The organism is Vibrio variabilis, from assembly GCF_003263785.1.
GTDB classification, from domain to species: domain Bacteria; phylum Pseudomonadota; class Gammaproteobacteria; order Enterobacterales; family Vibrionaceae; genus Vibrio; species Vibrio variabilis.
Genome location: NZ_JYJK01000015.1, coordinates 65,600 through 78,896, shown reverse-complemented (window position 1 = coordinate 78,896; position 13,297 = coordinate 65,600). Strand labels below are relative to the sequence as shown.

General features: G+C 46.7%; 16 protein-coding genes and 2 pseudogenes. 7 read left to right on the top strand and 11 right to left on the bottom strand.

Going from position 1 to position 13,297, the window contains the following annotated elements:
* Together bcp and TZ48_RS03690 are read right to left on the bottom strand one after the other, a co-directional pair.
* Positions 1–330, bottom strand: a 330-nt coding sequence (gene bcp, locus TZ48_RS03695) for a thioredoxin-dependent thiol peroxidase (RefSeq protein ID WP_112478295.1), incomplete at its 3' end; no start/stop codon positions are given.
* A gap of 47 nt (positions 331–377) precedes the next feature.
* The gene (locus TZ48_RS03690) at positions 378–920 is read right to left on the bottom strand and encodes a glycine cleavage system transcriptional repressor (protein WP_112478294.1); all 543 of its coding nucleotides are present in this window, start codon (positions 918–920) and stop codon (positions 378–380) included.
* Between the two features lie 326 nt (positions 921–1,246).
* Between TZ48_RS03690 and dapA the strand changes: the two genes are divergently transcribed.
* Both dapA and bamC read left to right on the top strand, forming a co-directional pair.
* Entirely contained in the window at positions 1,247–2,125 is an 879-nt protein-coding gene (gene dapA, locus TZ48_RS03685; protein ID WP_042496796.1) for a 4-hydroxy-tetrahydrodipicolinate synthase, read from the top strand.
* A 49-nt stretch (positions 2,126–2,174) separates the two neighbouring features.
* Positions 2,175–3,197, top strand: a complete 1,023-nt coding sequence (gene bamC / locus TZ48_RS03680) for an outer membrane protein assembly factor BamC (RefSeq protein WP_112478293.1) — start codon at positions 2,175–2,177, stop codon at positions 3,195–3,197.
* A 110-nt stretch (positions 3,198–3,307) separates the two neighbouring features.
* Here the strand turns inward: bamC and TZ48_RS03675 are convergent, their stop codons facing one another.
* From TZ48_RS03675 to TZ48_RS03660, 4 genes and pseudogenes are all read right to left on the bottom strand, one after another.
* The gene (locus TZ48_RS03675) at positions 3,308–3,520 is read right to left on the bottom strand and encodes a DUF2897 family protein (protein WP_112478292.1); all 213 of its coding nucleotides are present in this window, start codon (positions 3,518–3,520) and stop codon (positions 3,308–3,310) included.
* A 9-nt stretch (positions 3,521–3,529) separates the two neighbouring features.
* A pseudogene (locus TZ48_RS03670) lies at positions 3,530–4,203 on the bottom strand (M15 family metallopeptidase).
* A 31-nt stretch (positions 4,204–4,234) separates the two neighbouring features.
* A complete protein-coding gene (gene dapE, locus TZ48_RS03665) occupies positions 4,235–5,374 on the bottom strand; it encodes a succinyl-diaminopimelate desuccinylase (protein WP_112478291.1) in 1,140 nt (379 codons plus the stop codon).
* A 58-nt stretch (positions 5,375–5,432) separates the two neighbouring features.
* The gene (locus tag TZ48_RS03660; protein ID WP_112478290.1) at positions 5,433–5,783 is read right to left on the bottom strand and encodes an ArsC family reductase; all 351 of its coding nucleotides are present in this window, start codon (positions 5,781–5,783) and stop codon (positions 5,433–5,435) included.
* A 284-nt stretch (positions 5,784–6,067) separates the two neighbouring features.
* Between TZ48_RS03660 and TZ48_RS03655 the strand changes: the two genes are divergently transcribed.
* Complete coding sequence (locus TZ48_RS03655) at positions 6,068–6,349, top strand: winged helix-turn-helix domain-containing protein (protein WP_042496808.1); 282 nt, start codon at positions 6,068–6,070, stop codon at positions 6,347–6,349.
* Positions 6,350–6,437: 88 nt separating this feature from the next.
* Here the strand turns inward: TZ48_RS03655 and TZ48_RS03650 are convergent, their stop codons facing one another.
* Both TZ48_RS03650 and TZ48_RS03645 read right to left on the bottom strand, forming a co-directional pair.
* On the bottom strand, positions 6,438–6,788 hold the full coding sequence (locus TZ48_RS03650; RefSeq protein ID WP_112478289.1) for a DUF4156 domain-containing protein: 351 nt from the start codon (positions 6,786–6,788) through the stop codon (positions 6,438–6,440).
* On the bottom strand, positions 6,775–7,113 hold the full coding sequence (locus TZ48_RS03645) for a DUF2956 domain-containing protein (protein ID WP_112478288.1): 339 nt from the start codon (positions 7,111–7,113) through the stop codon (positions 6,775–6,777). Before TZ48_RS03645 ends, TZ48_RS03650 begins: the two co-directional genes overlap by 14 nt.
* A gap of 127 nt (positions 7,114–7,240) precedes the next feature.
* Between TZ48_RS03645 and TZ48_RS03640 the strand changes: the two genes are divergently transcribed.
* From TZ48_RS03640 to TZ48_RS03620, 4 genes and pseudogenes are all read left to right on the top strand, one after another.
* The gene (locus tag TZ48_RS03640) at positions 7,241–7,738 is read left to right on the top strand and encodes a DUF2919 domain-containing protein (RefSeq protein ID WP_112478287.1); all 498 of its coding nucleotides are present in this window, start codon (positions 7,241–7,243) and stop codon (positions 7,736–7,738) included.
* A 35-nt stretch (positions 7,739–7,773) separates the two neighbouring features.
* On the top strand, positions 7,774–8,679 hold the full coding sequence (locus TZ48_RS03635; RefSeq protein WP_112478286.1) for a Dyp-type peroxidase: 906 nt from the start codon (positions 7,774–7,776) through the stop codon (positions 8,677–8,679).
* A gap of 134 nt (positions 8,680–8,813) precedes the next feature.
* Positions 8,814–9,950: a flagellin gene (locus TZ48_RS03630; protein ID WP_112478285.1), complete on the top strand. Its 1,137-nt coding sequence runs from the start codon at positions 8,814–8,816 to the stop codon at positions 9,948–9,950.
* Positions 9,951–10,178: 228 nt separating this feature from the next.
* Positions 10,179–11,311, top strand: a pseudogene (locus tag TZ48_RS03620) (flagellin).
* A gap of 49 nt (positions 11,312–11,360) precedes the next feature.
* On the opposite strand, the gene TZ48_RS03615 reads toward TZ48_RS03620, so the two are convergent.
* The 3 genes from TZ48_RS03615 to TZ48_RS03605 all read right to left on the bottom strand — a co-directional run bounded on the left by TZ48_RS03615 (position 11,361) and on the right by TZ48_RS03605 (position 13,072).
* On the bottom strand, positions 11,361–11,645 hold the full coding sequence (locus tag TZ48_RS03615) for an Rdx family protein (protein ID WP_112478283.1): 285 nt from the start codon (positions 11,643–11,645) through the stop codon (positions 11,361–11,363).
* A 70-nt stretch (positions 11,646–11,715) separates the two neighbouring features.
* Complete coding sequence (locus TZ48_RS03610; RefSeq protein WP_042496822.1) at positions 11,716–12,234, bottom strand: regulatory protein ToxS; 519 nt, start codon at positions 12,232–12,234, stop codon at positions 11,716–11,718.
* A 13-nt stretch (positions 12,235–12,247) separates the two neighbouring features.
* Positions 12,248–13,072 (bottom strand): winged helix-turn-helix domain-containing protein, encoded by an 825-nt coding sequence (locus TZ48_RS03605; protein WP_112478282.1) that lies wholly within the window; start codon positions 13,070–13,072, stop codon positions 12,248–12,250.
* Positions 13,073–13,297: the final 225 nt, after the last annotated feature.

The following is a 13,297-nucleotide window of genomic DNA, read 5'->3' as shown; positions in this document are numbered from 1 at the left end:
CTTCTTTTCGCCCCACACACCAAACTGCTCTGCGACAGCGTGGTCTTCGTCTGACAATAGCGTGAAGTTAAGTTGGTCACGTTCGATAAACTTACCCAAGCGCTTCACAGGATCAATGCTCACGCCAAGCACAACCACATTGTGAGCGTCGAGCTCTGCTTTGGTATCGCGAAGGCCTTGCGCTTGAACAGTACAGCCTGGCGTCATCGCTTTAGGGTAGAAGTAAAACAGGACTTTCTTACCTTTAAAATCGGCCAAAGTCACCGTGTTACCGTCTTGGTCGAGCAGTGAAAATTGTGGGGCTGGTGTGCCCGCAGTCAATGTGTTCATTGAATTTCCTTTGAAGATTGTGTTCTTTATAGATCGAATTGTTATTTTTAGTTGCCGCCGCTGATGAAGTTTAGCGACCCTTTCACAGAAAGCTGATTGCACAGCGCCTCAAATTCCTCTTGAAGCTGCATGAGATTGCAGTCTTCTTCAACGTTGGCACTTAATGCAATTTGGAACTGATCAACGTCGGTACCCGCTCGTTCTTTGACAATGGTCTGCGCGCTGAGCGAGGCGAGGCCAATGTTTTTGTCAGCGAAGAACTGGGTAAACTCCTCAGTTAATCCGACGCGATCCTCGGATTCAATAAACACTTCGACGGTATATTGATTCGGGATTGAGTCGTGTTTGGAAGTACGCTTCATCATGGTGATCAGATCATGTTCCTGACCTAAAAGCGGTAGGGTGGTTTCTACGCGAGTGATGTAGCTTGGGTTGCCAGATATCAGCATGATGAGCGTGAACTCATTGCCGAACATGGCGATGCGACTATCGATGATATTACAACCTGCGTTGGCAACGAGGTGGACGATTTCATTGCAGATCCCTGGTCGGTCTGAGCCAACTGCGGTAATCACTAAATACTGATTCATAGTGTCACTCTAAGTTCCTTGTTGGCTATATGTTAGCATAGCTCTGGGCAAAGCTCTTGTGATTGATGTAACCGATTCTCGCAAATCAAAAATCTTAATACCCGCGCTGATCGCGAAAGTGTCGGTTATGTAAGCACCTTGGCTGCGCAAGCGCAAAATTAACCCACCACTGACACCTTTTGGGCGAAATAGCGCATCTTACACGTGCCTCATATCTGAAATCTGACATTATTCATCCACTTCTTGATGGGATCTGTTTTTCAGCTCTTGTGTTTATCAATAGCATTACAGTACCATGCAGTAAGTATCAATTTAGGGAGATCACCATGTTTTCAGGAAGTATTGTTGCGCTTATAACCCCACTTACCACCGATGGCGAAGTCGATTTTGTTAGTTTACGAAAACTGGTCGAGTATCATATTGCTGCGGGTACGGATGGCATTGTTGCTGTTGGTACAACTGGTGAGTCAGCAACATTAACGGTTGAAGAACATGTAAAAGTCGTCGCGAAAACCGTTGAGTTCGCTGATGGCCGCTTACCAATTATTGCTGGCACTGGTGCCAATGCCACTCATGAAGCGATTACGTTTAGCCGTCTATTTAACAACGTCGGCATTGCAGGTTGCTTGAGTGTGACTCCTTATTACAACAAGCCGACACAGGAAGGTTTGTACCAGCACTACAAAGCGATTTCTGAAGAGACGGACATTCCACAGATTCTTTACAATGTACCAGGTCGTACTGGTGTGGATATGCAGCCAGAAACCGTTGCGCGTTTGGCCGAAATTTCAAACATCGTTGCTCTGAAAGATGCGACGGGTGATCTGTCTCGAGTGCAAATTCATCGTGAACTTTGTGGCGAAGATTTTATCTTACTAAGTGGTGATGACGCGACTGGCCTTGATTTTGTTCAAATGGGCGGCAAAGGCGTTATCTCTGTGACCAACAATATCGCAGCAGCAGACATGGCCAACATGATGCATCTAGCCTTAGAGGGTAAGTTTGAAGAAGCTAAGCTTATCAATGAGCGCCTAATGACGCTGCACAAGAATTTATTTGTTGAATCAAGCCCGATCCCAGTTAAGTGGGCGGCGCACAAAATGGGTCTCATCGCCAATGGCGACCTGAGACTGCCAATGACAGAGCTGTCTGAAAATGCGAAACCGATTGTGGCGAAAGCACTGACCGAAGCCTGCATTTACTAAATTGAATGATAAGAGGAGTGATAGGCTCCTCTTATATAAGGGAGTATCAATGAAATTTTCACGTCAGCTAGCGGTCTCTACGTTAGCTGTTATTGTTTTAGCCGCGTGCTCAAGTGATCCGAAAACCCGTCGCGAAGCCAAAGATGACTTCAACTATCTTGAGTCACCAGATCTAAGAAGCTGGACGCTACCTGAAGGCGCGACACCTCAGTTCTACCCTAACTACGAGATCCCTCAAGGTGACTTTTCTGGTGGAATCGGTCGTGAAGTCGATATTCGTCCGCCGCAACAAGTCTTAGAATTGATCCCAGGCGCTCGTGTAGAACGACAGGGCTCAGAAGTAACGCTGTGGCTACTTCAACAAGAAGAAATGGATAAGGTTTGGGCGACGGTGAAAACCATGTTAGCTGAAATCAATGTTCAGGCTGTTGAAGAGACCGACGACCGCATCGAAACTGATTGGGTATCTTGGGTGTCTGAAGACGAAGATGTTGAAATTGGCAGCCGCTACGAAATCACTCGTTTTGAAGCCAACAATCGTTTTGGCTTCAAAATGAAGTTGATCGACTGGCGTGAAGGTGGCTCGGTGAAACCCGTTACTCGAGTGAATGAAGAGCGCTACAATACCTTGATGACGAACTTAGTCACGGCTCGTTATGACCGCGACCTTCGTGAAGAAGCGGCGCTACGTGCTCAAGAATTGGTGAAGTCCATCCCAATCAGCATGGGTACAGATCGTAGTGGCTTGCCGGTTATCATTGCACGTACGCCATACAATGTCTTGTGGCAAGAGCTTCCAACGCTACTACCGAAAATGGGCTTTACCATTGAAGAGCGTAATCAGTCTCAAGGTACCGCGAAAGCTAAGTATGCGTCACCAGATGACGATTTCTGGAATGAAGTGGGGCTTAAGCCTATCGATCTTGAGCCGGGCGAGTACACCTTCTTGTTTGGTGATTTAGGTAACCGTACGTCGATCAACGTGACCGATAGTGATGGTAAGCCCGTTGCAGAGAGTCTACTACGTTCACTTGAACCGCTTATCGCGACCGTTATCAAAAAAGAGCAGTGATTAAGATAGAGTCTTAATCATGATTCACGAAAAAAGGACCGTTAAGGTCCTTTTTTGTCTTTGCGTTTTACTCTGCAATTAACATACAACGTTCAAAAAACAGCCTTGAGTTACTTTGGTCTATCGTGCTCATCGTTTGAGTTGTCGCCATATTTTTGTTTGTCTAACTCATTGAGACGATCGAGCTGATTTTTGCGTGAGTTGACCTTGTCACTTTGCTGAAATTTCATGTTTGCGGTGTACTTGAGCGCAGCAATGTTGCCAATCACCACGGCCAGTACCACGATGATGATTACCCAAGGGTTAAATAGCCATTCAATCATTGTCTGCTCTTAACGGTTTATGTTGGTCACATATTGATTGTAGATGGAATCGAGCTGAGAAAGTATCGCCTCACGTCCCAAAATCTCCGATTGCTGTAAAACTTGTCGCCACTTATCGCAACAAAAGTGCGCTAAGCAGGCCGAACTGGCTTGGCGATGGCTGATATGCCACGCTCCATCGCCACACCACCTAAGTCTTTGCCATAAGGGAAGAAAAAGCCATACAGAGGGGCATACTCTTTGAGCCAAAGGTAAAACTCACGCTGATGGCCATCTAAGTATTCCCATGGTTCCAACTGTAACTGAGTGTCATTGGGAAGCAAATTACCAGCGTAGACATCGAAATCCGTGCCCCAGTGATGGCGACTTGCGCCGGGTAGGGCACTCCATTTTAAGATCGCCTGAACTTTTTCGAGTTCACTCATTTGCTCTGACGCCATCGGCTGACTATTTTGATCCAAAATTGGCGTTGTGCCCGCCATTTTGTTGTTCCAAATGGTCAGCTGACGCTCAAACGAGCGATAGCCGCTTGCTAGGAATAACTCAAATCCTGCTTGGTTTGCTGCATTCACTAACGCCAGTAAGTCATCCTGTACCTGCTCGTGTACCAAAAACGACTTACTCCCAATGGTGGTGTCAACCAAGGCTTCTGTGGACTGCCCAACAAGCTGCGCTATCTGCATATTACGTTTTACCTAGTACTCTGAACCTGACTTAGGACTTAGCGAACAAGTTAATCAAAGTGTGCTCATACATGTCAGTGAGTTTTTCAAGATCAGCGACATTGACGCATTCATTGACTTTGTGGATTGTTGCGTTGACAGGTCCTAGTTCAACCACTTGCGCGCCCATTCGAGCAATGAAGCGACCATCAGAGGTGCCGCCCGTTGTCAGGAGCTCTGGTTTATGGTGATTGACTTCTTCGACCGCGCTAACGACGGCATCAAGTAGGTTACCTTTATCCGTTAGGAACGGGTGACCACTTAGTGTCCAGTTAAGGTCGTAATCCAATCCATGCAAGTCTAGCGTTGAATGAACACGACTTTTAATGGTTTCGTCGGTCAGTTCGGTACTGAAACGGAAGTTAAACTGCACGTTGAACTCACCTGGAATCACATTGCTCGCGCTGGTGCCTGAATGCAGGTTCGGGATCTGAAAGCTCGTTGGAGGGAAGTATTCGTTGCCGTCATCCCACTTAGTTGCCGCTAATTCTGCTAGCGCTGGCAGCGCTTGGTGAACGGGATTGTTGGCTAAATGAGGGTAAGCAACGTGGCCTTGTGTGCCTTTAACGGTGAGATCACCGGTGATGGAACCACGACGACCATTTTTAATCACATCGCCAACGCTGTGTGTGCTAGATGGTTCTCCGACAATACACATGTCGATGAGTTCATCACGTGCCATCAGGGTGTCTACGACGCGTGTCGTGCCATTGATAAACGGGCCTTCTTCGTCAGAGGTGATTAAGAAGCCAATCGAGCCAGTGTGATTTGGATGATTCTCAATAAAGCGCTCAACCGCAACAATCATACAGGCGAGTGAGCCTTTCATGTCCGCCGCGCCGCGACCGTGCAAATGACCGTCGATGATAGTTGGTTCAAATGGAGGTGTATGCCAGTGGTCGAGGTTGCCCGCAGGCACTACGTCGGTGTGGCCTGCAAACGCAAACAGTGGTGCTTCAGTGCCACGACGAGCCCAAAAGTTCGTGGTGTCTTCAAATACCATGACTTCGATTTCAAAACCGAGTTTTTCTAAGCGCTCGATCATCACTTTCTGGCAATCGGCGTCTTCTGGTGTCACGGATTGGCGGCTAATTAAATCTTTTGCAAGAGCCAATACTGGGCTGTCATTCATCCTTGAGGATCCTTGTTTCTAAATTTACTAATGAAAGGTAGTTAATGCGGTGTCTATATTAAACACCAAATACTTGTTGGTATTGGTCTGCTTTGAATCCAATGTGCAGCGTGCCGTCCACATCTAGGATAGGGCGCTTGATCATCGCTGAGTGTTCAACAAGAAGCGCAATCGCCGTTTCTTGATTCAAGCCGTCCTTTTGCTCTTGAGTCAGTTGACGGTATGTTGTGCCGCGTTTATTGACCACTTGTTCCCAGCCGAGTTGTTCACAGAACTGACGAACCATTTCTTCGCTGATGCCATCCTTACGGTAGTTATGAAATTGATAGTCTAACTCATTGGCTTCAAGCCATTTTTTTGCTTTTTTAATCGTGTCACAGTTGGGAATACCAAACATCGTTGTGGCCATGATGACTTCCTTATGGGCGTTGAACTGTTTACTTTTTATTGTGTGTAGAGCGCTCAGAAATAAAAACTGACGCTCAACACTTGCTTGTGTTTAAGCATCCTATCAAGAAGTGCTGCGTTAAACAAAACCTTGTCAGTGGTCACAGTTTTTATGCCGGTTTTTGCCACTCAAGGTTACAAATTGTTGAATTTCGAAATTCACACGATGAGCGAGAACTTGATCGAGCGCAAAACGGCCAAATGGAAATGCAATATATTGGAAAAGCACATAAATAGGAGGTGTCAATGGAACTGAGTCCTGTTTTTGCACGTCGTCTCTATCTTGCCTTGCTCGTTGAGAGCATTGAAAGACCGAATGTGCCAAAACTAATCGAGAAAACGGGTTGGCCTCGCCGTACCATTCAAGATGTTATCAAAGCGCTACCAGGTATCGGCATTGAGCTCATGTTTGTTCAAGATGGGCGTCGACACAATGATGGTTACTACCAGTTATCAGACTGGGGGCCTTTTGACAGCCAGTGGGTCATAGATCGTCAAGACGATATTGAAACCACGCTGGGCGTATAGCTCGCTGCAAGAGGATTTGCATACTCATTGTGCGCGGTAACCCAAAGTGCATGAGAATGAAAAATAAAGCCGAAGCTAAGCTTCGGCTTTATTTTTTGCAGCGATAAGCACTACCAAAGAGGGTGACAGAGGTGCTGAAATAAACTGGGGTGAGGAGCAACACCGTATCGCCACCTAGCGCAGCGGCGTGATTTTTGATGTCGTTGACCGCACCTTGCGTTAAAGAATCGTTTTTGAAGAATAGATACGTATACCAATGCCCTTCAGAACCCGTTACATCACCTTTCCATTCACAATCCGAGACATCCAGACTCGCATCAAGTCGCATTTCAACCTGGGCTGCTTGTTCTGACTGCAATTGATTAAACGGCTGAGCACAGCCAGAGAGCAACAAAGCGATCGCAGTCCCAAGCCCTAATGTTCGCTTAAAGTGCAACATAGGTAATGAACCCCACCCAACTGATCGCGAGCAGTACCCAAGGTAAAATGACCGTGCGGGGAGCTGACACAGGCTCGACAGTGTCTGCGGTTGTCTGGTTATTTGCTGGCTCGACGGATTTAGCGCGTTTCTGTCTTTTCTGAGCCTTGTCAGCTTGACGCTTTTTCTCTTTTTGTTGTTTCTTGTAGAGTGCTATACCTTTCTCAATACCCTGAGCGACCAGCTTGGTTTGCTCCTTGGTCTGTCCTGGTTTTTGCGTTGCTTTGGCAATTTTCATCGCCTCTTGCTGAGTTTCCACTGAAGGCGTGTTTTTATTGGTTTTCATCTCGGTTCCGCACGAACTTTTGAGCTTGTTATTTTTCGAACATCTTAACACAATGGTTTGCTCAGTCTTGAATCAAAGCAAGATTAGCACCATATAGTTTGATATCAGATAATTTTAGAGACTTATAATGCGCTATGCCATAGAACAGTATGACCAGCATGGTTTGCTCAAGCCGCCAGTGTGGCTTTGGCTCGGGTGGGCTTTTTTAATTCGTGCCTGGGTGGTGTTCGTTGTTGCGGGTGCAAGTCGTCAGGAAGGCAGCAACATTCTCCAATACGTCTACCCTAATCATACGATGCTATACATTGGACTGGCGATGGGGCTGCCGATTGTCATCGGTATGTGGTTGGTCGGACTTCGCAAAAGCGATTCCAACAAAACTAACTTTCTAGTTAGCTTACTTAAGCCGGTAACGCTCGCTATTGTGGCAATGCAGTTAGTTCATACGGGGTACTTGGTTAACTTGCATCATTGGCAGTTTAGTTGGCCGAACGCGGTGACATTGGTCCTGCTTGCTTGGTTTGCTATTTACCTGATAAATAGTCGTCGAGTGACCGATAGTTTAGCGCTGCCAGCCAAAATCACTTCAGTTCCTGATCAAGGTCATACAATCCACCATCAGTAGAAAATACACTGAGCGGAAAAAACAGAGGAAAGACAATGTCATTACCACAAAGCGCGATTACGCCAGAAGCTGAACCTTTTGCGTTGTACGCCCAACTAAAAGTCAATCAAAACGCTCAACAGGTTTTGGATGCGTTGCACACCCTACCAAGTTTAGTGGATGAACTGAATCAATCTCAACCAGGTGCAGAACTAACGCTCTCTGTCGCTTTCTCGCACGCATTTTGGTCAAAGTTAGACCAAACCATGCCGGCAGAGCTAAAGCCGTTCCCAGAGCTAGGTGAAGGCGATGTTTTCGCACCATCAACGGACGTGGATGTATTAATCCATTGCCACTCACAACGACACGATTTGCATTTTTACTTGCTACGCAAGCTGATGGGACAAATTTCTGAGCACGTTACTATTGTCGACGAAACACAAGGTTTCCGCTTTATGGATTCACGTGACATGACCGATTTCGTTGACGGCACTGAGAATCCCAAAGGGGAGCAGCGCGCTGAAGTAGCGCTAGTCGCCGACGGTGAGTTTGCTGGTGGTAGTTATGTGATGGTGCAGCGTTTCGAGCACAACCTACCAGCGTGGAACCGTTTGAATGTCGCTGCGCAAGAGAAAGTGGTTGGCCGCACTAAGCCAGACAGTATTGAACTCGAGGATGTTCCAGCTGCCTCGCACGTAGGTCGAGTTGACATCAAAGAAGAAGGCAAAGGACTGAAAATCGTTCGTCATAGTTTGCCTTACGGCACAGTGAGTGGCCCACATGGTCTTCTGTTCATTGCCTACTGCAATACGGTTCACAACTTCGATGCGATGTTAGAGAGCATGTATGGCGTTACTGATGGCAAAACTGATCAGTTGCTTCGCTTTACTAAAGCGGTCACGGGCGCATACTTCTTTGCACCGTCACAGGCGATGCTATCAGCGTTGACTGTTAAAGCTTAATTTCAGTCGCTCTCCGATATAACACTGCCAAGGTCAAATTATTTGCCCTTGGCGGTGCTTCTCTAAATCTCTCAAGTTTCCAAATCTTTGGTCGATAATAAAGCTAATCAATTCATCCCGATTTTGGAAGCGACATGTCGATTACTGTGAATACCAATGTCAGTGCTATGGTGGCGCAAAACCACTTGGGAGCGGCGAGCAAAGCGCTTAGCCAGTCCTTAGAGCGTTTGTCATCTGGACATCGTATTAACAGCGCCAAAGACGATGCTGCAGGCTTGCAGATAGCCAATCGACTCGATGCTCAGATTAGTGGACTTGGTGTTGCTCAGCGTAACGCGAATGACGGCATTTCCATCATGCAAACGGCAGAAGGCGCGATGAACGAAGCAACACAAATCCTACAGCGCATGCGTGATCTTTCTTTGCAAAGCGCCAACGGCGCCAACTCTCAACAAGACAGACAAGCGTTAGAGCAAGAGTTTGTCGCGCTTAATGATGAATTAAACCGTATTGCTGAAACCACAAGCTTTGGCGGAAGGAAGCTCCTTAATGGCACATTTGGTACCTCAGCGTTTCAAATTGGTGCTCAGTCGGGTGAAGCTCTGCAAGTAGGGCTTGCTAATTTGCGAACGGATCAATTGTCCATGGGCGGCGCAGTGTATCAAGCTGGTAACAGTGCATCGCCAGAGTGGCGAGTAGGGCAGAGCAACAATGCCCTCGCATTCAGCTATGTTGACGCTCAAGGGAGCAACCAATCGGTAACGATTGAGCTCAAACAAGGGGATGATATCGAGCAGGTGGCCACCTACATTAATGGGCAAACGGATGTATTGTCGGCGTCAGTGGATGAGAATGGTCAACTTCAGGTCTTTGCCGATTCGGACAAAGTAACAGGAGCGGTGAGTTTTTCGGGCAGCTTTGCCAGTGAAGTCGGTTTGCAAAATGGTCAAGTCGTGACCGTCAACGACATGTCTATTGGCACCGTCGGTGGCGCGCAACTGTCTGTGTCTGTGCTAGATAAGGCGATGAAATTTGTCGATAGCCACAGAGCAGAGCTTGGTGCGACTCAAAATCGTCTCAACCATACCATCAATAATCTCGCCAATATGGAAGAGAACCTTTCCGTTTCACAAAGTCGCATCCGCGATACCGATTATGCCAAAGAGACCACTCAAATGCTTAAGCAACAAATCTTGCAGCAGGTGAGCACGACAGTGTTGGCGCAAGCGAAACAAACACCGAATTTGGCATTAACGTTATTACAAGGCTAAGGGCATCGACCGTTTAAAGTCGAACTTTAGTCTTTTTTTGATAAAACATTTCTTTTTACCATTTCTGTCACATCTTCCACTCGAAAGCTCAAAAATTCGCAACTTTGTTCACTTTTTATCTCAAGTGTTTGGTTTTAAGGACGATAAAGAAAGTAACTTTGAGAGAACTACTTGGTTTTCCGAGACGTCGGAAACCGCTACACCGGAAAATCAATTGGAGAAACAAACATGGCAGTGAATGTAAATACAAACGTATCAGCGATGACAGCGCAGCGTTACCTAAACAACGCGAACCAAGCTCAACAAACCTCAATGGAGCGTTTGTCGTCTGGTCACAAGATCAACAGCGCGAAAGATGACGCAGCGGGTCTACAAATCTCTAACCGTTTGAACGTACAAAGCCGTGGTCTTGACGTAGCGGTACGTAACGCTAACGACGGTGTGTCTATCGCACAAACGGCTGAAGGTGCGATGAATGAGACCACCAACATCCTGCAACGTATGCGTGATCTATCACTTCAATCAGCGAACGGTTCTAACTCAAAAGCTGAGCGTGTTGCGATTCAAGAAGAAGTGACAGCGCTAAACGACGAACTAAACCGTATCGCAGAAACTACGTCTTTCGGTGGTAACAAGCTACTGAACGGCACACACGGCACTAAGTCATTCCAAATCGGTGCTGACAACGGTGAGGCGGTGATGCTGAGCTACGTGACATGCGCTCTGACAACGCACAAATGGGCGGCACGAGCTACCAAGCTGCGAACGCGAAAGACAAAGACTGGAGCGTAGCGGCAGGTGCTAACGACTTAACGATTGACCTAACAGACAGCTTTGGCGACGCACAAACGATCACTATCAACGCGAAAGAGGGTGATGATATTGAGCAGCTAGCGACGTACATCAATGGTCAACAAGACATGGTGAAAGCGTCGGTTGATGAAGACGGTAAGCTGCAAGTGTTTGCTGGTAACAACAAAGTAGACGGCGCTGTGGCTTTCTCCGGCGGTCTAGCAAGTGACCTAGACATGCAAGCAGGTAAAGCGGTAACGGTTGATACGATTGACGTAACCTCTGTTGGCGGTGCGCAAGAGTCGGTTGCTATTCTAGACTCAGCACTAAAATATGTGGACAGTCACCGTGCAGAGCTTGGTGCATTCCAAAACCGTTTCAACCACGCAATCAACAACTTGGATAACATCAACGAGAACGTGAACGCGTCGAAGAGCCGTATCAAAGATACCGACTTCGCGAAAGAAACGACGGCGATGACTAAGAGTCAAATCCTATCGCAAGCTTCAAGCTCAATCTTGGCGCAAGCCAAGCAGGCGCCAAACGCGGCATTGAGTCTGCTGGGCTAATTAGTTCTAAACCTATAAAAAAACAGAGCTTTGGCTCTGTTTTTTTGTCTTAACGACTTGTGCTATCCACATGCCCTAAGTCGCGATCTGGCGCGATAATATCACGCACTTTCTGCTTAAGAACCTTCGCTTCTGGAAAGCCACCATCACTCTTACGCTCCCAAATCTGTACACCATTGCACCAAATTTCAAATCGTCCACCCGTATCTGGGTGAAGGCGGATGGTCTCTACTTCTTCGCTAAATGTGTGCAGCAGCTCTTGGGTCATCCAAGTGGCGCGCAGCATCCAGTTACATTGGCGGCAATAGTAAATGTCGATGATCGCTTTTTGCATAATCTTCCCTGTTGTTATGACTAAAAAAAGGAGCTTGCGCCTCCTTTGAATACTTTATATCTGAACCGAGTTAGTTTGAGAACAAGATTGACGAACCTTGGTTCAAACTGGTCAGTAGCAGTGTTTTCTCGTTGACGATGTCGATACGACGGCTCTGCTGCGCTTCCATTTTTAGGAACTGCTTGATCATCGCAAGTTGCTCATGAGTAAACTCATCAGACTGCGCGGTCGCAGTATCTTTAAACTCACGTGGCGAAATCAGTAGATAATTGTCACTGATAGTCCACGTGCCCATTTCAGAAATTTTAATCAGCGTATGAGTTTCTGGATCGTCACCAAACAGGCGCATCGAAGACTCGCGAATATACTCGCCACCAGGCAGGTACTTCACGTTTGCTGACATTTCAAGGCGGCTCAATGGACCAATATCCGTATCTGGATAATGTCTAGCGGCAATAATGCCAACCATGTTCGATTGCCACTCATTTGAAGTAAGCACTTGCTCTAGCTTAAGATCGCTTCCCCAGTATAACCAGGCACTCAACGCAGTTGAGATTGCCAGTAAGATAGCGGCGTATTTCATTTTCATCGGTGACGACTCCTTACTGACACACTTTAGACAAGTCAGACTGTTCAGTGAAGATACGCATAGTGCTGTTCTCACGTGAATGCTCGACTTTGTGGATAAAGTTTAGCGCGATTTGATCGCTTTGGTCGCCAGTGACAATGACCTCAGCTGGTAACATCTCACCAGTGTGGGTTTCTACATATTTTGCTACGCACTGTTCAATCTTTGGTAGCCAGCTCGTCACGTCAGGGTGGCTTTCTGGTGTCACAATCTGAACCTCATTGACGACGCTCAGTGGTTTAAAGGTCGATTGCGCTGGGTTAGTGCCTATTAAGACTAAAATGGGTAGCAAAATAGCAGCGGCAACCATAGCCCAAACACTTGGTGGCGTTTTTGGCTTTGGTGCAATAGCCACAGTGGCTGCTGGTGCAGTAGCACTAGTAACCGTTTCCAGTTTGTCAGTTGGCAATTCAGCAACCGGCGCCTCATCCACCGTGTCTGAAGAGGCTTTTGGTGCAGAGCGCTCAACGGCAGAGATCAACTGGTAACCACGTTTTGGCACCGTTTTAACAAACTGAGGAGATTTGGTAGGGTCTTTCAGCATTTTACGCAGCGTAGAGATAGCTTGCGTAAGGCTAGAGTCGTCAACCTCGAAGCCTTGTTCACGCCAAACGAAATCATGCAGCTCGTTTCGCGTGACTACTTCATTCGGTCTTTCAGCAAGTAGAAGTAAGATGCGACTTTCATTACTACCAAGACGAACGACTTCATCGTTATTGGTTTGATCGACCAACGAGTTGCTGTTTGGGTCAAAAATGTACTTCTGGCCGAGTATAAACTTAGTGCCTATGTTACTCATTGCATTCTTCTTTTTAGTGCCGCAACGCGACGGAACAGGTATTTTGGCGCTGTATACCTACAGAGCCAATTATAGAATTTTAGGATTTTTTTATAGTCAGGTGCAGTAGGATAATAAAAACAAATCAAAAAAACAGTATTTTTATTTATCTTTACCTTGAATTTACAATCTTCATCCTCATCTCTTTAAGCAACTAATCATAGTGATACCGAGCATGACGTCAGT